Source organism: Ancylobacter sp. VNQ12, assembly GCF_049445835.1.
In the GTDB taxonomy this organism is placed as follows: domain Bacteria; phylum Pseudomonadota; class Alphaproteobacteria; order Rhizobiales; family Xanthobacteraceae; genus Ancylobacter.
The window spans coordinates 137,860-158,084 of the sequence record NZ_JBMSDU010000001.1 but is presented as its reverse complement, the minus strand read 5'-3'; the positions used below and the strand labels follow the sequence as shown (position 1 = coordinate 158,084).

Genomic DNA, 20,225 nt, shown 5'->3' with positions numbered 1-20,225 from the left:
GCGTCTTTTGCAACTCTTGCCGCAACGATGAACCGCAGCTTCGATGGAGGCAACGCGATGGCGAAGACGATACAGGCCCCGCTTCCCGGCACCTTCTACCGGGCGGCCGCGCCCGGCGAGCCGCCCTTCAAGCTGGAAGGCGATGCGATTGCCGTTGGCGACACGATCGGCCTGATCGAGGTGATGAAGTCCTTCACGCCGGTCGTCGCCGAGGAAGCGGGCACGCTCGCCGCCTTCCACGTGGAAAACGAGGACGCGGTGATGGCGGGCCAGCCGCTCTACGATCTCGACGCCTGACCATGGGCGTCTCGACGATCTTCATCGCCAACCGCGGCGAGATCGCGGTGCGCATCATCCGCGCGGCTCGTGAGCTGGGGCTGAGAACGGTGCAGGCGGTGAGCGCGGCCGATGGCGACATGCTCGCCGCCAGGCTTGCCGATGCCCTCGCCAACGTCGGCCCCGCCCACGCCACCAAGTCCTATCTCAACAAGGAAGCCGTGGTGCGCGCGGCGCTGGAGAGTGGCTGCGACGCGGTGCATCCAGGCTATGGCTTCCTGTCCGAGAATGCCGATTTCGCGCAGCAGGTGGAGGAGGCCGGTCTCGTCTTCATCGGCCCGAAGCCGGAAACGATCCGCCAGATGGGCGACAAGGCGCGCGCCCGTCAGGAGGCACAGGCCGCCGGCGTGCCGACCGTGCCCGGCACGGAGGGCGTGGTCGCCGATCTCGATACGGCGAAGCTGGAGGCCGCACGCATCGGCTATCCCGTGATGATCAAGGCCGCGGCCGGCGGCGGCGGGCGCGGCATTCGCGTCGCCCGCGACGAAGCGGAACTCGCGGTCCAGTTCCCGCAGGCGAGCGGCGAGGCACGTGCCGCCTTCGGCGATGGCGGGCTCTATCTCGAACGCTTCATCGGCCGCGCCCGGCATATCGAAGTGCAGGTGCTCGGCGACGGGACGCGCGCGGTGCATCTTTTTGAGCGCGAATGCTCGCTGCAGCGCCGCCGCCAGAAGGTGTGGGAGGAGGCACCCGCCGCCTGCCTGACACCCGCGCAGCGCGCCGCTCTCTGTTCCTCGGCGGTGCGTCTTGCCGAGCGCGTCGGCTATCGCGGCGCCGGCACGCTGGAATACCTGTTCGACGACGCCACCGGCGAGTTCTTCTTCATCGAGATGAACACGCGCATTCAGGTGGAGCATCCCGTCACGGAGATGGTGACGGGCGTCGATCTGGTGCGGGCGATGATCCGCATCGCCATGGGCGAACCTCTGGCGCTGCGCCAGCAGGATATCGCGCTGAAGGGGCACGCGATCGAGGCACGCATCTGCGCCGAGGATCCGGCCGCCGACTTCCGGCCCTCGCCCGGCACGGTGAGCGCGCTTGCCGTGCCGGGCGGCCTGGGCGTGCGCTTCGATACGCTGCTCTATGCCGGCTACACCGTGCCGCCCTTCTACGACTCGCTGCTCGGCAAGCTGATCGCCCATGATGAGAGCCGCACGGCTGCGATCGCCCGGCTCGACCGTGCGCTCGGCGAGTTGACGATAGAGGGGCTGCCGACCACCGCGCCGCTGCACCGCGCGCTGGCCGCAGATCCGACGGTGCGGGCAGGCACGGTCCATACGCGCTGGCTGGAAGAGTGGCTCGCCAGCGCGCCATTGGCCGCCGCCCCGGCCGCGCTACCCGCCGTGCCTGCCTCGCCCATCAATGCCACTCCAGCCTGAGGGATCGACCGGGATGCAGACGCGCTATTCATTCGGCGGCGACGAGCACATCTTCGTCGAGGTCGACGAGGAGATGTCGCTGGAGGCCTTCTTCAAGAGCCTGTCCATGACCAACGCGGTGCGCGAGGCGAACATCGCCGGCGTCACCGAGATCTGCCCGGCCAACGCCTCGTTCCAGATCAAGTTCAACCCCGACCTCATCGCCCCGCAGGATCTCATGGCGGAGCTGAAAAGCTTCGAGGCGGCGGCGGAGAGCACTGAAAAGACCATCGCCACCCGCATCATCGAGATTCCGGTGCTCTACGACGATCCGTGGACCAACGAGACGCTGATGCGTTTCCGCGAACGTCACCAGGACCCGAATTCGACCGACCTGCAATATGCGGCGCGGATGAACAATTTCGAGGATGTGGCCAGCTTCATCGCGGCGCACGCCGCCGCCCCGTGGTTTGTTTCCATGGTCGGCTTCGTCGCCGGCCTGCCCTTCACCTACCAGCTGGTGGAGCGGGCCAAGCAGATCGAGGTGCCGAAATATCTGCGCCCCCGCACCGACACGCCGCGCCTCACCATCGGCCATGGCGGCTGCTTCGGCTGCATCTATTCGGTGCGCGGCGCCGGCGGCTACCAGATGTTCGGCGTCACCCCGATGCCGATCTACGACCCCTCGGGAAAGATCAGCTACCTCAAGGATCTGATGATCTTCCGCCCCGGCGACATCATCAAGTTCCGCGCCATCGAGCGCGCGGAGTACGACGCCACCGTTGCAGTGATCGACGAGGGGCGTTTCGAGCCGAAGATCGTGTCCGTGCCCTTCTCGCTCGACGCCTTCACCGCCGATCCCGCCGGCACCAACGCCAAGCTGCTGGAGGCCCTCAATGGCTGAGCGCTCCTTCGAGGTCGTCAAGCCCGGCCTTGCCACCACCGTGCAGGATCTCGGCCGGCCGGGCTACTATCATCTCGGTCTGCCTCTCTCCGGCGCGATGGACCGCTTCGCGCTGATCGCCGCCAACCGCCTGGTCGGCAATCCCGACGGCGCGGCCGGACTGGAGGCAGTGTTCCTCGGCCCGGAACTGCGGTTCTCCGCCGACGCACTCGTCGCCATCACCGGCGCCGAGCTGCCGTCCAGGCTCGACGGCGTCGAGCAGCCGCTGTGGACCACCTTCGCGGTAAAGGCTGGGCAGGTGCTGTCCTTCGCCTTCCTCAAGGCCGGCGCGCGGGCCTATATCGCCATCAATGGCGGCATCGACGTGCCGGAGGTGCTCGGCTCGCGTTCGACTTATGCGCTCGGCGCCTTGGGCGGCTTCGAGGGCCGCGCGCTGAAGGCGGGCGATGTTGTGCCACTGGGGGCGCCGACGGCCACCGGGCGCGAGGGCGCGACACTGCCGGCGTCGGGCCGCCGTCCCGTGCAGGCAAGCGGCATGGAAATCCGGGTGGTGCCGGGCCTCTATTGGCACCGCATCACCGAAGGGGCGCAGGTCGGCTTCTTCGAGGATACGTGGAAGGTGGCGCCAGAGGCGGATCGCATCGGCTACCGCTTCCGCGGTGGCAAGAAGCTCGACTTCGTGCCGCGGAAACAGCCCTTCGGCGCCGGCTCCGACCCCTCCAACATCGTCGACAGCTGCTATCCCTACGGCTCGATCCAGGTGCCGGGCGGCACCGAGCCGATCGTGCTGCACCGCGACGCGGTGTCGGGTGGCGGCTATTTCATGATCGGCACGGTGATCTCGGCCGACATGGACCTGATCGGGCAGTTGCAGCCGCACCAGCCCGTGCGCTTCACCGCCGTGACGCTGGAGGAAGCGCTCAAGGCGCGGGCGGTGGAAACCGCGCGGGTCGAGAAACTGAAACTGTCACTATAGCGCCGATGACCCATGCGGCAGGCAGTCCCTATATCCCGTGAGGGGAGAATGCCGGGTCGCCTTGGTGCGCTGGCCGACATGACGCCACGACCGCGGATGCCATTGAACCGGTCGGCCTGCGGGCATTGCTATGAAGACTGGGCCGCAGAGGTGAAGACCGGCATAGCTTCGGTGCCGGCCGCGCCATTGGACCTCAGTTGCCCGATACGGGCGTCGACCGTAGAGCCTTCGTCGGGCCGCGACATCAGCCGGGCGGACAGCAGACGTCGCGTATACGGATCGCGGACTTGCACCAGATCCAGTTCCTCCGATCGGCAGCTCTCGACGATGCGCCCCTGATGCATCACGAGCACCTCATCGGAAATCCAGCGCACCGCCTCGATGTCGTGGCCGACGAACAGCATGGCAAAGCCGCGTTCCGCCTGTAGCCGCTTCAGCAGCTCCAGGATCTGCACCTTCACCGTCATGTCGAGCGCCGAGATCACCTCATCGCAGATCAGCACTTCGGGGTCGCACAGCAGAGCACGCGCAATGCAGGCGCGCTGGCGCTGGCCGCCGGAAAGCTGGTGCGGGTAGCGCGCGGCATGGTCGGCACTGAGGCCGACCTCGGTGAGGCCATCGGCGATGCGGGTCGCTCGTTCCGCCCCCGGCACTCCTGCCAGCGCCAACGGTTCGGCAAGCGCGCGGCCAAGGGTGAGCCGGGGATTGAGCGCGCCGTAGGGATTCTGGAACACCATCTGGCAGCGGCGCCGCAATGCGTTCGGCAGCGGCCTCCCGCCCGGCTCGATCACATGGCCGAGCAGACGGACATTCCCGCCCGCCAGCGGCCGCAGCCCGGCGAGCGCAGCGGCGAGCGTGCTCTTGCCGGAGCCGGATTCGCCGAGCAGCCCGACAGTGCGGCCGGCCTGCAAGGACAGCGAGGCGCCGTGCACGGCGCGGAACGAAGCACCGAACAGCCGGCGGGCGGCATAGTCGATACACACGCCTTCGGCGGCGGCCACGACGTGACGCGGCAGGGTCGGTGCCGGCACGTCGGCAAAGCGGCTCCCCGCGCTGACGAGATGAGCGGTGTAGGGATGGCGCGGCCGGCCGATGACCTCCGCCACGGGCCCGGTCTCGACGATGCGGCCGTGCTGCATCACCGCGATGGTATGGCCGAGCGTGCCGGCGACCGCGAGGTCGTGGGTGATGATCAGAAGAGCGAGCCGGCGTTTCGCCTGCAGCCTCGCCAGAAGCGCCACGATGTCGGCCTGCACGCTGGCGTCGAGGGCGCTGGTCGGTTCATCGGCGATGAGAATGTCCGGCTCACCGGCCAGCGCCATGGCGATCATCACCCGCTGCTGCTGGCCGCCGGAAAGCTGGTGCGGGTAGCGGCGGGCAAGAACTGCCGGATCGGGCAGCTCCACTTCGGCGAGGCGTGCCTCGATCCGTTTCCGGCGTTCCGCAGGCGAAGCGACGCCGGCGCGCTGAAGCGCTTCATCGATCTGGGTGCCGACCCGCATGAAAGGATTGAGGCACGCCATCGGATCCTGGAACACCATGGCAATGCGGCGTCCCCGCAGCGCCCGCCATGCGCGCTCGTCACGCGGCGCAAGGGGGCGCCCCTCCACCGCGATGCGGGTCGTCGGATCGATGACGAGTTCCTCGGGCAACAGGCCAAGCAGCGACAGAGCCGTGAGCGACTTGCCGGAGCCGGATTCACCGATGATGGCGAGGGTGCGCCCGGCCTCGAGATCGAGCGAGACGCCGTCGACCAGCCGCCGTCCGGCCGCGCTGACGACCAGATTGTGCAGGCAGAGCAGGGTTTCGGTCATGACGTCATCCTCGGGTCGATCAGTCGATGGAGGAGGTCGGTGGCGGCATTGATCGCCACCAGCGCGACGGCAATGACAAGGATCGCCGCCTGGATGACCGGATAGTCGCGGCCATGAATGGCGTTGAGCAGCAGGCTGCCGACGCCCGGCAGGCCGAACAGCACTTCCATGGTCAGCGTGCCGGCCACGAGACTGGTAAGCACGAGACCGGAGAGCGCCAGCAGCACCGGTATGGCCGTCGGCAGCAGGTGGCGAAGGGCGATGCGCCAGGGCGCCAGGCCCTTGGCGCGGGCGGTGCGGACATGGGCGGAGGTCGCCGCCTCGCGAAGCTCTTCGTGTAGCGGCTTGACGATCAGCCCGGCGCTGTCGATGCCGATGATGATCACCGGCAGCACCATCGAACCCAGCACGGGCAGCCAGCCGAGCCAGATGGAAAAGACGAGGATGCCGACCACGCCGACGCAGAAGGTGGGCAGGGCGATCGACCAGACATTGAACAGATCGACCAGCCCGCGCAGCACGCGGCTGCCCGTCGTCACCGCCCCCACCGCGACGCCGAGCGCGATGACGAGGGCGGCGGTGAAGCTGAGCGCCGTGAAGAGCAGCGTCGTCGGCAGGGCCGTCGCCAGCATGTCCGACACGGGGCGGTCGAAACGGATCGATACGCCGAAATCGCCCCTAAGCATCCGGCCGCTCCACACGGCCAACTGCTCGGCAACGGAACGGTCGAGCCCGAGTTGCTGGCGCAGATCGGCCTGCTGGGCGGCGGTGAGATCGCCTTCGAGGCCCTTCACATCGACCGCGTCGCCGGGCACGAGCCGGGCGAGCAGGAAGACGATGACGACGATGCCGGCGGCCTGCGCCAGCATCCGAGCGAGGGTGACGGCAAAGGGCGCGAGCCGGTGGAGGAGAGCCCTCATAGCGCGGCCTCTCCAGCCGCGCGCAGCGGATCAAGCCGCCGGCGCACCGCTTCGCCGACGAATGACAGCGACAGGGTGAGCAGGATGATCGCGATCACCGGCGCCAGAATGGCGTGCGGAGAAGACTCGATATAGTGGCTGGCATCGGCCACCATGCGGCCCCAGGTCGGCTGGTCCGGCGAGGAACCGAGCCCGAGGAAGCTCAGCACCGATTCCGTCACCACGCAACGCGGCAGCAGGATCGCCGCCTGGGTAACGAGCCCGCCGACGAGATTCGGCGCGAGGTGCAGGCGCAGCACATGCAGCCTGCCGCCACCGAACAGCCGCGCGGCCGTGACATAGTCCTTCACCACCTCGCGGTGAAACGTGGCGCGGGCGACATAGGCAAAGAACGGCGCGAAGGCGATGCCGAGTGCGATCATCACCGGCTGCGCGCCCGCCCCCAGTGCCACGATCAGCAGCAGCGCCAGCAACACGTCCGGCATGGCACGCACAAGGTCGATGAGTGCGAACATCGCCGTCTCCGCGACCCGCCCGAAGGACAGCGCGACGAGGCCCAGGCCGGCGCCGAGGACGAAGGCGACCAGCGCCCCGCCGAAGCCGACCGCCAGTGTGGTGCGGGCGCCTATGACGAGGCGGGAGAACACGTCCCGCCCCATGTGATCGGTGCCCAGCCAATGCTCCGGGCCCGGCGGCTGGTTCAGTGCCAGCAAATCCTGGTCGAGTGGATCGAACGGCGCGACCAGCGGGGCGGCAAGCGCCAGTGCGATGATCAGCGCCAGCACCAGTGCGGCGATCACCGTGCGTGGGGCAAGGCCCCGGCGCACGGTTTCGCGGGCTCCGGCAGGGAGCGCGAGGCTCACGACCGGCCCGCGAGCCAGGTCTGGGCGACGCCGCCATCCACCCGGTTGGGCGACCAGGTGAAGCCGGGCTCATAGCCCTCGACGCCCTTGCGGATGACGATCTGGTCGGCATCCATGCCGAGCGCGACGACATAGTATTTGTCCGTCACGATCTTCCAGGCGTCGAGATAGTGCTGGCGGCGGGTAGCGAGATCGGTTTCGGCCACCGCCTTGTTCACCAGCGCGTCGAAGGCCGGATCCTGGATGCCGCCCCACAGCACCGGGTTCGGCCCGTCGCTCATCATCCGCACATAGCGCAGGAAGATGTCGGCGCGCGGGCCAGAGCTCATGCAGTTCATGTCCCAGTCGTACTGACCGAGCCGCTTCTGGGTGCCGATGTCGTCGAGCGCGACATGGTTCACGTTGAAGCCGAGCTTGCGCACCATCTGCACCACGACCTGGGGATAGCTCTCCTGCCAGGAGACGAACTCAATGGTTTCCTTGGAGGGGTCGACGCCCGCCTCCTTCAGCAGCGCCTTGGCCTTGGCGAGGTCCGCCTTGGCATGCGGGTCGGCCTTGAACAGTGCGTCGTCGAAATAGACATTGCCGGGGCCGACCAGCTGGTTGGAGACAACGCCGGTCCCGGCCGAGGCGAAGTTGATGAACGCGGCCTTGTCGATGGCGTAGGTGAGCGCCTGACGCACGCGTACATCGTTGAAGGGCGGACGGGGCTTGCGGTTGTTGAAGGCGACGAAATACCAGCCAGCATCCTTCAGCTGGGAAACGCGCAGGTTGGGGTCCTTGGCAAGCTGCTTGGCGATGTCCGCCGGCACGCTGGCGATGTCGATCTCGCCGGCGCGCAGGGCGAGCTGTCGGTCCGCGCCGTCGCGCAGATCAGCCTCGATCGCGGCGAGATACGGCATCCCCGGCCGCCAATAAGACGTGTTGGCGGGCGCCGTCAGCTTCACCTTGGGCTGCCATTCGCCGAAGGTGAAGGGGCCGGTGCCGATCGGGGTGGTGATGGTGTCGTCCCAGCCCGGAGATCTAGGCGAGAGGATCCACAGCTCGGACATCAGGTTCGCCAGTGGCGCATAGGGCTCGCGCATGGCGATGACCACGGTGCGGGCATCCGCTGCGCTCACGGTGTCGACCAGCTTCATCGCCGAGGCGAGCCAGCCGCCCTTCACCTTCTCCTTGACGCGGGCGATGTTGGCGACCACGTCGTCGGCGCTCATCACCTCACCATTGTGGAACTTCACACCCTCGCGCAGCGTGAAGGTGTAGGTCTTGCCGTCCGGCGAGATCACGAAGCTCTCGGCGAGAAAGGGCGTGACCGAGCCGTCATCGCCGATCGAGGTCAGCGCCTCGACATAGATCTGCTGGACGGCGATGGAGCCCGTATGGCGGTGCGGATCAGCCGTGTCGAGGCCGAGGGTCGCATAGCGCAGCACGCCGCCGCGCTGGGGATCGGCGGCGGCGCGGGCAAACTGGGAGGGAAGGCCGACCAGACCGCCGCCAAGGCCGAAGGCAGCGGAACCGACGAGAAATGTGCGACGGCTGAGACTGAGCGTGGTCATCGGCAGTTCTCCGAAACGGGGATCTGAAGGGAAAAGGCGCGGGCGGCCGAACGCGGCGGTTCGGCATCCTGAAGGGCACGGCCGTCGAGGTGGTCGGCCGGCAGGCCGAGATGGGCGAGGATGGTGGGAGCGATGTCGACCACCGCCACCGGCGCGGACCGTTCGCCCGAAGTGAAGCCGGCACCGTCAATGACGAGCACCGGCGACTGTTCATGGGCGTTCAGCCCGCCATGCTGGCCGAAGCCGAGACGGTCCGCCTTGCCGCCCTGCGGCCTGACGGCGAGGCACGAACCGGGAGTGCCGAAGGCGTTAGGCGCCTCATTGCCCTTCATCGACACGGCGAAGGCTAGGGCGCCGACCGGCACCTGCCCCACCGCACCGAGTTCATCGCCACCGAACACCGCGCCGGCCCACGGACGGCTACGCAGGAAATCGTCCAGCCGGTCGCGCCGGCCCTCATGATCGGGATGCAGATAGATCAGCGCCGACGTACCGTTCGCGGCGACGACGACATCGTCGGAATGAAGATCGACCTTGAGACCCGCCGCGACGAGTTCCTCTTCAATGTCGATAACGCCGGTGACCGTCTCGTGGCCATGATCGGAGCCGGCAATCAGCAGCACCTCCTCGCCCTCGGCGCGCCGTGCCTCCACCGCGGCGATGACGCGGCCGAGATTGGCGTCGGCGAGCTTGAGTACGGCGAGTTGTAGCGGCGAGCCCAGCGGTGTTTCGTGCTGAATATGGTCCGGCTCGCCCATCCAGAGCACGGCGAGCGCCGGCCCGCCGGGTGCGAGCGCTTCGGCGATGAAGCGCGTGGTCATGTCGGTGTCGCCGGCCGCGTCCAGCGTGACGTCGAGCCCGTTGTCGAGCGGCACCCGCCCGGGGCCGAAGGAACCGGCGCGATGAAAGACCCGGCCGTGGCCGTCCGGATCATGAGCATAGGCAGCGCCGGGCGAGACATTATTGAAGATCATCGCCCCGCCATGGCCGGCGACCCGCTGCGCAAGGGTGGGCACCGCGAGCGAGCGGCCGGTCACGCGGCGCTTGTGCTGGAGGAAGTCCGGATGCCCGGCATCGTGGCGCACCGGCCTGCCCTCCTCGACCAGCACCATGGAGTTGCCGTGCAGGCCGTGCCGCGCCGGCCAGCAGCCGGTGGCGAGCGTCGAGGACACCACCCGCGTCGCGGAGGGAAAGGCGGAGCGATAGGCGGGAAAGAACGTGCCGCGCTCACGCAGCACCGCCAGATGCGGCGTGCGCTGCGCATCGACGAAGTCACGACGCAGGCCGTCGAGGATGACGAGAACAGCGCGGCGCATGGCTCAGCCCACCCGGTTCAGCGCGACGTCGAAAATGTCGAAGTTGCGCAGCCGGTGGCCTTCCTCCGCGTTCGCTACGGGATGCGACAGCAGGAACGGCACGCGCTGTTCCGACAGGCCGCCATGGGAGCGCAGCCGCTCGCCGGCAAGCTGGCTGATGTCGTGGTCCACCGCGCGGGCCCCGAGCGCGACGCCGGGTTCGGCCACAACGACGAAATCCGCCTCGCGGTCCTCCGGCATCTCGAAGCGGGACGCGGCCTCTGCTCCGGACAGGACAAGCGCGACGCCCGGCTGGCCGACAAGGAGATCGCGCACCGCCTGGCGAGAAACGCCCTCATCGAGGACGTGAACCCGCACGAACCCGCCGAGAGCGCCGTGATGCCGCACGAAGGGATCGGTGATCGGGCAGATCACCCGCGTCGCCCCCTGGCCAAAGGCAGCGTCGAGCACGTCGCCGAGATAGGTCACACGCGGCGTGCCGTCGGGCTGCGACATGTCGGACATGCCATGATCGGCAGTGATGCCGACCACGGCGCCGAGCTCGACCAGCCGCGCAACGCGGGCATCCACCGCCGCCATGAAGGCCAGAGCCTCCGGAGCGTCGGGGGCGTGCTTGTGCTGCACATAGTCGGAGAGCGAGAGGTAGAGCACCTCGGCACGGCCAGCCTCGATCAGCCGGATACCCGCGTCGAGCACGAACAGCGACAGCGCCGCGGAGTACTGGTCGGGCTTGCCCAGGCCGACGAAGCCGGCGGCGTCGGCGATGCCGTGCTCAGCCTCGGTGGTGCTTTCGGCGCACTCGGCGGAGAAGGCGATGCCGTCGAGACCGAAGGCCAGCGCCTTGCGCAGCTTGTCCTTCGCCGTGACCACGGCAACCTTGCTGCCGATTTCGGCGAGGCCGGCCAGAATGGTGGGCGCGCGCATCAGCGCGGCATCGAGCATCATCACCGTCTCGCCGGTGGCGCGGTCCAGATAGAAATTGCCCGCCACACCATGCACGGAGGGCGGTGCACCGCAGACGATGGACACGTTGTTCGGGTTGGTGAAGGTCGGCATGGCCGCATCGGCGAGCGCGAAATGCCCGCGGCTGCGCATCGCGTCTAGCGTCGGGGTGACGCCGGCCTGCGTGGCGGCCTCGATATAATCGGGGTCGCACCCATCAAAGCAGATCACGACGGTCGTGCGCTGCGGCCTGCGGTAATCTCGTCCGTTCACGACGATGTGGTCGCGCGGCGCACCGGCACCGGTCGTCATAATATCCATTTTATGGATTCCGTTATTAAAATGTCGCAAACGAAAGCTATGGTTACTTCTTTTCTTTCTTCAAGCTATCGTATTTTGTAGCTTTATTATTGACTATACTCTGTGTGAGTAAAGCGATATTAGTTCTGTCATTGTGTGAGCTTTTGGAACGAAAGCATGCGGCGCAGTCTTCCGCCCTTGAAGGCGATCGTGGCATTCGAGGCGGTGGCGCGCATCGGCAGCGTTACGGCGGCGGCCGACGAACTCGGCGTCACCCATAGCGCGGTGAGCAAGCAGCTCGCGGTGCTGGAGGGTTGGCTGGGCGCGCCACTGTTCGAGAGCAACCGGCGACACATGAAGGCGACGCCATCGGCACTGCGGCTCGCCTCCGCCGCTGGCGCGGCGCTCGACCTTCTCACATCTGCTGTCGATACCTTCATGCCACTCGAGGCGGCGGAGGTGCTGGAGGTCATCGCGCCCGCCACCTTCGCCATGCGCTGGCTCATTCCGCGCCTGCCGGCCTTTGAGGCGGAGTTTCCCCATGTCGACGTCCGCGTTCGCCCGATCCATACGGGCGAGAAGTGGCGCGACATTCCGTTCGACGTGGTGATCCGGCGCGGCGAGGCGCTGCACAGCGACCTGCGCAGCGTCACCTTGCTGCGCGAGGAGATCGGGCTGCTGGCGCGGCCGGAAATCGCCGCCGGCCTGCGCTCGGTCACGGATCTGGCCGGCGTGCAGCTGCTTGAGGCCGTGACACGGCCCGGCGAACTGGCGCGGTGGCTGGTGGCGGCCGACGCGTCGGTCGATTGCGCCATCGAAGCCGTGCGCTTCGGCCATTTTTACATCGCGCTGGAAGCCTGTCTCGCCGGCCAGGGCGTGATCGCTGCTCCGATCGAAGTCGTCGCGGACCTTCTGGCCCGAGGCGATCTTGTCGAGCCGTTCCCGGCCATGCGCGTGATCGGGCCGGAATACCGACTGGGATATGCACCAGCCGGTACACGCGCGAGCCTTGCCGCCTCCTTCGCCGACTGGGCCATGCGTACGGCGACCATCGATTCAGGTTTGCCGGCATAAGAACGGGTGGTACACGCCCGCGAAATTACCTTGGCCTCGCTTCAGCGGCTCTCTCGTTCGCGGGCGATGGCGCTAGGCTTTACGCGGCGTTCGCGTCTCCGCTCGCGGCCCGCCGACAGCGCCGATTTACCGCTGATGCCATTGATCGCTGCGTCACGCGGAAAGTCGCTCTGTCACAAGGGTCGCGATGCCGGGAAGGACGGTCACGTCCTGCGCAACCTGCTCGCCTTCGGTAAAGGCCGTGAGGATGAAGGAGCGGCCATTCTCCAGCTCGACATAGGCGGCGTCGTGCCGGCGCCAGCTTGCATCCACATCGTTGGTCCAGGCCGTGCAGCCGCACTTCGACCAGAGCTTGGCGGCAGCGGGCAATCCCTCCCCGAAATAGCCCCGCACCTGCGCGGCCGGTCTGGCCGCGAATTCGGCATCGTGTGGGCGTGAGAGAAGCTGGATCATGTGCCGACAGCGTTCGCTCGTCACGATCTGCCCGGTGAAAATCGCGTGGAACAGGCGAGCCGTGGCATCGGCCGTCAGGGCATTGTGGTTGTTGCGGCCGTTCCAGCGCGAGAAGATCTTTTCCCGGCCGTAGCGCTCGTCATCCATCAGCTTCTGGCAGATGTTCGTGCCGGCCATTTCCGGCCAACCATAGGTGGCGAAATAGCGGTTGATGGAATCGCGCCTTTCCGCCCACGCACGCATCTCGGCGGCCGGCAGCAGGGTGTCTCCGGTCGTGGCCGTCAGCAGATCGATGATGTAGTTGGTCGCCGTGTTGCTCGACCACAGGATCATGTCGCGCATCGCACGGTCGAGTTCCTCATGCGGCTCGACCGTGCCGGCTTCCAGGGCCGCTTCCATCGCCGCCAGATGGAACGCCTTCACGACGCTGCAGGGATAGAACGACCGCGCACCGTTATGACTGAAGCCGGCGGGTTTGTGGACGCCGCCGGTGAAGGTCAGCGGGCCGTCGAAGGGCAGCAAGGTCAGCGCGAAGGCGTCAGCCCGCAGGCCGCTCGGCGCATACCGGGCGAGGATGTCGGAAACAAGCGTCTTGCCCAGCGCGTCCAGCGCCGGCGAGGTCTCGTAAAACATGGCAGGTCCTCGGAAAGGGATTGGCAGATCAGGCGGCAAAAGCCTCGTTGCGCAGGCAGCGGCTCAGGTGACCGACAGTGACCGGCTCGAGGTTGGGATGACGCTGGCGGCAGTCCGGAAGCACATGGCTACAGCGGCCGGAAAAGGCGCATCCGGCCGGTGGCTTCATCGGATCGGGCAGTTCGCCGTCAATGCCGGCATCCGGCGTGCGCCGTTCCGGATCAAGGCTCGGGATCGCCGCGATGAGGCCCCGCGAGTAAGGGTGCACGGGATGCGCGAACAGGGTTTCCGCCGGAGCCGTTTCCACCACCTCCCCCAGATACATTACCGCGATGCGCTGGGAGATGTGGCGCACCACGTCGAGGTCGTGGGCGACGAAGATGAAGGCAATACCGAGCTTTTCTCTCAATTCGTCGAACAGATTGATGATCTGTGCCTGTACCGACGCGTCCAGCGCCGACACCGGCTCGTCCGCCACGATCAGGCGTGGTTTGGGGGCCAGCGCCCGCGCGATGCTGACGCGCTGGCGCTGGCCGCCGGACAGGGCATGAGGCAGCCGTTCCTTCAGCGCCGGGCTGAGCCCGACCGTGAGCAGCAACTCGTCAAGCCGGTCGCGCACCTCACCCTTTCCATGGGCCGGCGCGTGTACCGTCAGCACTTCCTCCAGCATCTGACGAATGCTCATGCGCGGGTTGAGCGAGGAATAGGGATCCTGGAAGATCATCTGGATCTGGCGGCTGCGCTCGCGATAACCGCCAAGCGCGGCAAGCGGCGCGCCCTGCCAGAAGATCTCGCCGCGCGTCGGCTGGTAGAGCCCGGCAATGCACCGGCCCAGCGTGCTCTTTCCGCAGCCGGACTCCCCGACCACGCCCAGCATTTCCCCGACCCCGACGGTGAGCGAGACATTCCGGAGGGCGTGCAGCACGCGGGGCGGCTGGCCGACAAGGCGGCCAAGACCGCTGCCCGACGTGAAATCCATGGATAGTCCGCGAACCTCGAGCAAAGGTGCGGCGATAGGAGTGGTATCGGACCCAGTCATGCCAATTCCTCCTGCCGGAGACACGCCGAGAGCCGCTCGAGCCCCACGGAGCTGAGTTCGGGCTCACGGACCGAGCAGGCCGCGATCGCCGACGCGCAGCGCGGATGAAAGCGGCAGCCGGTGGGGGGATGGGCGAGATTGGGTGGCTCCCCACCGATCGGCTTCAGCTTTTCCCCGCGCGCGGCATGAGCCGGCAGGGCCTCGAGCAGCGCGCGCGTATAGGGATGCATGGGTCGATGCAAAACCTCTGCGGCCGGGCCGGTTTCCACGATGCGTCCGCCATACATGACCGCCACCCGATCGCAGGTCTGCGCGACGACGCCGAGATCGTGCGTGATCATCAGCATGCTCATGCCCGTCTCATCGCGCAGGCGGCGCAGAAGCTTCAGGATCTGGTCCTGGATGGTGACATCCAGCGCTGTTGTCGGCTCATCGGCGACGAGGAGTTGCGGACGGCAGGCGAGCGCGATCGCGATGACCACGCGCTGACGCAAACCACCGCTCAGCTGATGGGGATAGACCCTGAGCCGCTCCTTCGGAGAGGTCACGCCGACCGCGACCAGCAGCGCTTCGGCGGCGGCGAGCGCCTCGGGCCGGCGCATGCCGCGGTGACGGATCAGACCCTCGGCGATCTGATCGCCGACGCGCATGGTCGGGTTCAGCGCCGTCATCGGGTCCTGGAACACCATGGCGATACGGGAGCCACGGAAATCTTCCAGTGATCGGCCGGAGAGACGGGTGAGATCCGTGCCATCGAAATCGAGCCGGCCGGTGACGCGTGCCGTCGCGCCGCCGAAAAGACGCAGAAGCGACCGGCAGGTCGCGCTCTTGCCGGAACCGGATTCTCCGACCAGGCCAAAGATCTCCCCACGATCGATGTGGAAATCAATGCCATCCACGGCGGTGACAGCCGATTTGCTGCCTCCAAAGCGGGTGGTGAGACCTTCCACGGTCAGAAGTCGAGCGGACGGGGTCATGATTTCGGCCTCAGCGCGTCATCGATCCCATCGCCCAGAAGCGCGAAGGTGATGCCGATATAGACGATCGCCAGTCCCGGAAAGACCGAGATCCACCAACCATCGAGAATGAAGTTCTGTCCTTCGGCGATCATCGCGCCCCATTCCGGCGTCGGCGGCTGAATGCCGAGCCCCAGGAAGCCGAGCGCGGTGACGGCCAGGATCGTCAGCACGACATCGGACATCATGAACACGATTGCCGGCGTGATGACGTTGGGCAGCACATGGCGCAGGACGATCCGGGTGTGGGAGTAGCCCAGAACCTTGGCCGCCTCGATGAATTCCAGTCGCTTCACCACCAGAACCTCGGCGCGCACGATGCGGGCGAAGGAGATCCACGCCACCAGGGTGAAGGCGAGATACATGTTGCTGAGGCCCGGCCCGAGCGCCCCCACGATGGAAATCACCAGCACATAGAATGGAAAGGCCCAGAGGATATCGACGAGGCGCATCAGGGCCACGTCCGTCAACCCGCCGATGTAGCCGGAAACCAGCCCCACCAAGGTGCCGAGCAGGAAGGGCAAGGCCACGCAGATGACGGCGATCTGAAGGTCGACCGCACCTGCGGCAAGCACGCGAGCCAGCACGTCCCGACCCATCTCATCGGTGCCCATCCAATGCTCCGAACCGGGCGGCAGCATTGCGAGGCCGAAATCGACCTCCAGCGGATCATGGGGCACGAGAAGAGGGCCGAACGCGACGATCGCCAGCAGCAGCACCAGCAGCGCGAAGCCGGCCGCGAACGAATGATTGTGGAAGAGCCGCCGCGCGGCTTCGCCGTAATAGCCCGACATCAGAGCTTCACCCGGGGATCGGCGACCGCATAGGCGATGTCGGTCAGCAGGTTGATGACGACCACCAGAACGGCGAAGGCCACGGTGAGCCCCTGCACCATGGGATAGTCGCGCGCGGAGATGGAAGAGACGAGCAGATAACCCAGCCCCGGAATGCCGAACACGGATTCGATCACCACGGTGCCGCCCACCACCCAGCTTGTGTGAACGCCCAGAACCGAAATCGTGCTGATCAGCGAGTTCCGGAGAACATGGCGCATGAGCACTGTGCGCGCCCTGAGGCCCTTGGCGCGGGCGGTGTCGACATAGTCGGCGCCGAGCACCGCGATCAGGCTGGAACGAAGCGAGCGGATGGTCAGTGCCGCGGTCGCGATGGCGATCACGAAGGCCGGCAGAAAAAGATGATGCAGGCGGTCAAGCAGGCCCACGCCATAGCCGGAAACAGGAAACAGCGGCATCCACAGACTGAAGGCCAGCACCATGAGAATGCCGAGCCAGAAGGCGGGCATCGACATGCCGACCACGAACAGGACCTTCACCCCCTGATCGATGAGGCGGCCGCGATTGAGCGCGGAGACGAGGGCGAAGGGAACGGTCATCGCCACGGCGATCAGCGTCGACAGACCGACCAGCTGGAGGGTTGCCCATGCGCGTTCCAGAATGAGCGGGCCGACAGCGGTGCGGTAGACGATGGACTGACCGAAGCTGCCCCGCAGGACATCGGCGAGGAACGCGAAATATTGCTGCCACAGCGGGCGGTCGAGGCCGAGCTGGACATTGAGCCGGGCGATATCCTCCACCGTCCCGCGGTTGCCAAGGATCAGCGTCGCGGGATCGCCGGGCAGCACGCGCAGGAGAAGGAAGGCGATCAGCGTGATGCCGATCAGCACCGGCACGAGCTGGATGAGCCGACCGGATATGAACTTCAGGAGTGCCATCAGGATGCCAGCCGAACGTCAGGAAGAAGCGATGGGGCCGGCGGCCCCATCGAGTTTTTGTTCCGCAGGGTGACAGGCCGGCGCTACTTGCCGACGACCACGTCTTCCAGACGGTAGTTGGACGTCGGCAGCACCGCGAAGCCCTTGATGTCCGCCTTGGACGCGTAGGGGGTGCCCGGCTGGTAGAGGAAGATGAACGGCGCGCCCTCATGCACCAGCGCTTCCATCTCCTGGAACTGAGCCTGGCGCTCCGGCCCGTCGAGCGTCCCGCGTTCCTTCACATAGAGCTCGTTCAGCTTCTCGTTCTTCCACTGGGTGTGGAAGGCGTTGGCGCGCTCGGGATTGACCGCGGTGAAACCGATGAGCTGATCAGGATCGATGGTGTCGCTGGTCGCATAGCTGAGTGACATCTCGAAATTGCCGCTCTTGGTCGTCGCGTACTGCGTCGAGCCTTCGATCGACTGCAAGGTGATGTTGATGCCGATCTTCTTCAGGTCGCTCTGGATGGCGGTCGCCACCTGGCGCGCCGTCACGTCGCCGGCGCGAACCAGCAGGCTGGCGGAGAAGCCGTCGGGATAGCCGGCCTGCGCCAGCAGGGCCTTGGCCTTCTCCAGATCCTGCGGATAGGGCTTCAGCGCTGCGTTGTGATAGGCCATGACCGGCAAGGAAGAGACGGCGGCCTCGCCATTGCCGTGCAATACCCCGCGAATGACCGCGTCCTTGTTGATGGCGAGGTTCAGCGCCTGGCGCACCTTCTCGTCGTCAAAGGGCTTCTTGGTGGTGTTGAGCTGGACGAGGTCGATACGCAGGGTCTGCGCGACATCCACCTTCAGGGCCGGATCGCGCTTCAGCGCCGCCACCTGGTTGAACGGAATGCCGATGATGGCGTCGACTTCACCCGCCTTCAGCTTCAGCACGCGCGCATTGTCGTCACCGATGATGGTGACGATTGCGGCATCCACACCCGGCTTGCCGGGCTGCCAGTAATTGGGGTTCTTGGCGAGTTCGATCTTCTCGCCATGCACCCAGCCACTCACCATGAAGGGGCCGGAGCCGAACGGCTTCTTGAAGAAATCGGCGCCCTGCGCCTCGACCTTGGCCTTCGGCACGATGGAGGCGCTGAACAGAGCGAGATTGTTGAGGATCGGCGTGAACGGCTTGTCGAGCGTCATGACGACCGTCTTCGGATCGGCAATCGTATAGTTGGTGATCGGACGGAAGAAGCGGGCCCAGTCCGACCCCTCCCCCGCCGCGCGCTTCAGCGAGAAGACGACGTCCTCTGCGGTCACCGGCGTGCCGTCGGCGAATTTCGCGTCGCGCAGCTTGAAGGTGTATTCCTTGCCATCCGGCGAGACCGTCCAGCTTTCGGCAAGGCCCGGCTCAAGGCTCTTGCCATCGGCGGTCGGACGCACGAGCTGGTCGAAGATGAGCAGTTCGGTCCAGATCGACGGATTATCCGACGAGGCAATGGGATCGAGTGTCGTGGCGTCTTCCGCAATGGCAAGGCGCAGTTCCGCGGCCATGGCCGGGACCATTCCGAACGGAACGGTGAGACCTGCAACCGCCAGCGAAGCCAGCATGCCGCTGGTCAGAAGGGCACGACGGAAACGTCCTGCGCGCGACATTTCACATTTCATGGATAGGCACTCCCCTGGGAAAGCATCCCGGCCGGCCTTGTTGTGCGGTGATGGCGGCACGGGATCGGTGGATGTCAGCTTGTCTGGTCTTGCTAAAAGACGGCTCCGAGCTCGAATGGCGCGGTTGCGATGGCCGTTTCCTTCCCGCCGATCATGTCGGCGATGAGCTTTGCACTGCCGCAGGCGAGCGTGAATCCAAGCGCGCCATGTCCGGCATTCACATAGAGGTTGCGCAGGGGCGTCGCGCTGACAATCGGCTTGCCTTGCGCGGTGGCGGGCCGAAGCCCGGACCACACCGTGGCGCGTTCGAGCGAACCCAGGGCCGGGAAGGTGGCGCGCACCTTCGCCTTCAGGTCGTCCAGCCGATCCGGGGCGACGCTCGCATCACGCGCGCCGAGATCGACCATGGCGGCGATACGCTCATAAGCACCCAGGCGGGCATAGACGATCTTGCGCTTGGCATCGGTCACACTCATGCGCGGAGCGGCCCGATCCTGCTCGATCGGCACGGTCAGGCTGTAGCCCTTCAGCGGATACAAGGGCAGATGCACGCCGAGCGGGCGCAGCACGTCGCGGCTTTCAAGACCGGCGGCCACCACGAACAGATCCGCCTCAACCGGGCCGCGATCGGTAATCACCGCCTTGATCTCGCCCTTCTCCCGCACGAGTTCGCCGATGCGATGATGATAAAGCCGGGTAACGGCAGGCAGCGTCGCCAGAACGCGATCGAGCTCGAGGCAGAAACGGGCGCAGTCGCCGGCATCCTCGGACGGCGTGTAGACCCCGCCCACGAGATCGCCGGCGATATGGGCGAGCGAGGGCTCCAGCGCCACGCAGGCGTCACGATAGAGCACCCGCTGATCGGCACCGAGGCGGGACTGCATGTCGACGAGCTTGCGGGCAGCTTCAAAGGCACCGGCCTCGCGGTGAACCACCAGCTTGCCTGAGCGGACGAAGTTGAAATCCAGCCTTTCACGCGCCACCAGGTCGTGAAGGAGGTCGCGGCTGAGATAAGCGAGGCCGGTCAGTTCCACGATCGAACGGTAGAAGACCGGCGCGCGTGAGGCGCGCATGAAGTTGATCAGCCATCGCCACTGCCAAGGGTCGAAGCGAGGCGTCAGTTTCAGAGCGGAATCACGGCCGAATACCCAGTCGAGGATATGCTGGGTCACGCCGGGAGCTGCCAACGGCGCCACATAGGAATAGCTAAGCTGGCCACCATTGGCGAAGCTCGTCTCCTGGCCGGGGGCACCATTGCGATCGACCAGCACCACCTCGTGGCCCGCCTTCGCCAGATAATAGGCCGAGGTGATGCCCACCACGCCGGCCCCCAGAACACAGATCCGCATTCCTACG

General features: G+C 66.5%; 18 protein-coding genes. 5 read left to right on the top strand and 13 right to left on the bottom strand.

Annotation, left to right across the window (positions count from 1 at the left end):
• The first annotated feature begins 57 nt into the window (after positions 1-57).
• The 4 genes from ACO2RV_RS00695 to ACO2RV_RS00680 are packed head-to-tail and all read left to right on the top strand — an operon-like array spanning position 58 to position 3,574.
• On the top strand, positions 58-297 hold the full coding sequence (locus ACO2RV_RS00695) for an acetyl-CoA carboxylase (protein WP_423288756.1): 240 nt from the start codon (positions 58-60) through the stop codon (positions 295-297).
• A gap of 2 nt (positions 298-299) precedes the next feature.
• Positions 300-1,715 (top strand): acetyl-CoA carboxylase biotin carboxylase subunit, encoded by a 1,416-nt coding sequence (locus ACO2RV_RS00690; protein ID WP_423288754.1) that lies wholly within the window; start codon positions 300-302, stop codon positions 1,713-1,715.
• Positions 1,716-1,728: 13 nt separating this feature from the next.
• Entirely contained in the window at positions 1,729-2,598 is an 870-nt protein-coding gene (locus ACO2RV_RS00685) for a 5-oxoprolinase subunit B family protein (protein WP_423288752.1), read from the top strand.
• On the top strand, positions 2,591-3,574 hold the full coding sequence (locus ACO2RV_RS00680; protein WP_423288750.1) for a biotin-dependent carboxyltransferase family protein: 984 nt from the start codon (positions 2,591-2,593) through the stop codon (positions 3,572-3,574). The genes ACO2RV_RS00685 and ACO2RV_RS00680 overlap by 8 nt, the downstream gene beginning before the upstream one ends.
• 128 nt (positions 3,575-3,702) lie before the next feature.
• Here the strand turns inward: ACO2RV_RS00680 and ACO2RV_RS00675 are convergent, their stop codons facing one another.
• Genes ACO2RV_RS00675 through phnA form a run of 6 tightly spaced genes read right to left on the bottom strand, consistent with a single transcriptional unit; the run spans position 3,703 to position 11,306 of the window.
• Positions 3,703-5,388 carry a dipeptide ABC transporter ATP-binding protein gene (locus tag ACO2RV_RS00675; RefSeq protein WP_423288748.1) on the bottom strand — a complete coding sequence of 562 codons (1,686 nt, stop codon included), beginning with the start codon at positions 5,386-5,388 and terminating at the stop codon, positions 3,703-3,705.
• Positions 5,385-6,308 carry an ABC transporter permease gene (locus ACO2RV_RS00670; protein ID WP_423288746.1) on the bottom strand — a complete coding sequence of 308 codons (924 nt, stop codon included), beginning with the start codon at positions 6,306-6,308 and terminating at the stop codon, positions 5,385-5,387. The genes ACO2RV_RS00675 and ACO2RV_RS00670 overlap by 4 nt, the downstream gene beginning before the upstream one ends.
• Positions 6,305-7,171, bottom strand: coding sequence for an ABC transporter permease (locus ACO2RV_RS00665; protein ID WP_423288744.1), 867 nt, complete (start codon positions 7,169-7,171; stop codon positions 6,305-6,307). Before ACO2RV_RS00665 ends, ACO2RV_RS00670 begins: the two co-directional genes overlap by 4 nt.
• Positions 7,168-8,727: an ABC transporter substrate-binding protein gene (locus ACO2RV_RS00660; protein ID WP_423288742.1), complete on the bottom strand. Its 1,560-nt coding sequence runs from the start codon at positions 8,725-8,727 to the stop codon at positions 7,168-7,170. The genes ACO2RV_RS00665 and ACO2RV_RS00660 overlap by 4 nt, the downstream gene beginning before the upstream one ends.
• Positions 8,724-10,043: an alkaline phosphatase family protein gene (locus ACO2RV_RS00655; RefSeq protein WP_423288740.1), complete on the bottom strand. Its 1,320-nt coding sequence runs from the start codon at positions 10,041-10,043 to the stop codon at positions 8,724-8,726. Before ACO2RV_RS00655 ends, ACO2RV_RS00660 begins: the two co-directional genes overlap by 4 nt.
• A gap of 3 nt (positions 10,044-10,046) precedes the next feature.
• The gene (gene phnA, locus ACO2RV_RS00650; protein WP_423288738.1) at positions 10,047-11,306 is read right to left on the bottom strand and encodes a phosphonoacetate hydrolase; all 1,260 of its coding nucleotides are present in this window, start codon (positions 11,304-11,306) and stop codon (positions 10,047-10,049) included.
• 156 nt (positions 11,307-11,462) lie between these two features.
• Between phnA and ACO2RV_RS00645 the strand changes: the two genes are divergently transcribed.
• The gene (locus ACO2RV_RS00645; RefSeq protein ID WP_423288736.1) at positions 11,463-12,359 is read left to right on the top strand and encodes a LysR substrate-binding domain-containing protein; all 897 of its coding nucleotides are present in this window, start codon (positions 11,463-11,465) and stop codon (positions 12,357-12,359) included.
• A gap of 153 nt (positions 12,360-12,512) precedes the next feature.
• Here the strand turns inward: ACO2RV_RS00645 and ACO2RV_RS00640 are convergent, their stop codons facing one another.
• The 7 genes from ACO2RV_RS00640 to ACO2RV_RS00610 form a co-directional block, all read right to left on the bottom strand.
• Positions 12,513-13,445 carry a serine hydrolase gene (locus ACO2RV_RS00640; RefSeq protein WP_423288734.1) on the bottom strand — a complete coding sequence of 311 codons (933 nt, stop codon included), beginning with the start codon at positions 13,443-13,445 and terminating at the stop codon, positions 12,513-12,515.
• A gap of 28 nt (positions 13,446-13,473) precedes the next feature.
• Positions 13,474-14,424 carry an ABC transporter ATP-binding protein gene (locus ACO2RV_RS00635; protein ID WP_423288732.1) on the bottom strand — a complete coding sequence of 317 codons (951 nt, stop codon included), beginning with the start codon at positions 14,422-14,424 and terminating at the stop codon, positions 13,474-13,476.
• 56 nt (positions 14,425-14,480) lie between these two features.
• Positions 14,481-15,461, bottom strand: a complete 981-nt coding sequence (locus ACO2RV_RS00630) for an ABC transporter ATP-binding protein (protein WP_423288730.1) — start codon at positions 15,459-15,461, stop codon at positions 14,481-14,483.
• The gene (locus ACO2RV_RS00625) at positions 15,458-16,294 is read right to left on the bottom strand and encodes an ABC transporter permease (protein WP_423288728.1); all 837 of its coding nucleotides are present in this window, start codon (positions 16,292-16,294) and stop codon (positions 15,458-15,460) included. Before ACO2RV_RS00625 ends, ACO2RV_RS00630 begins: the two co-directional genes overlap by 4 nt.
• Complete coding sequence (locus ACO2RV_RS00620; protein ID WP_423288726.1) at positions 16,294-17,232, bottom strand: ABC transporter permease; 939 nt, start codon at positions 17,230-17,232, stop codon at positions 16,294-16,296. Before ACO2RV_RS00620 ends, ACO2RV_RS00625 begins: the two co-directional genes overlap by 1 nt.
• Positions 17,233-17,315: 83 nt before the next feature.
• Positions 17,316-18,857 carry an ABC transporter substrate-binding protein gene (locus ACO2RV_RS00615; RefSeq protein ID WP_423288724.1) on the bottom strand — a complete coding sequence of 514 codons (1,542 nt, stop codon included), beginning with the start codon at positions 18,855-18,857 and terminating at the stop codon, positions 17,316-17,318.
• 104 nt (positions 18,858-18,961) lie between these two features.
• Complete coding sequence (locus tag ACO2RV_RS00610) at positions 18,962-20,218, bottom strand: D-amino acid dehydrogenase (protein WP_423288722.1); 1,257 nt, start codon at positions 20,216-20,218, stop codon at positions 18,962-18,964.
• Positions 20,219-20,225 lie beyond the last annotated feature (7 nt).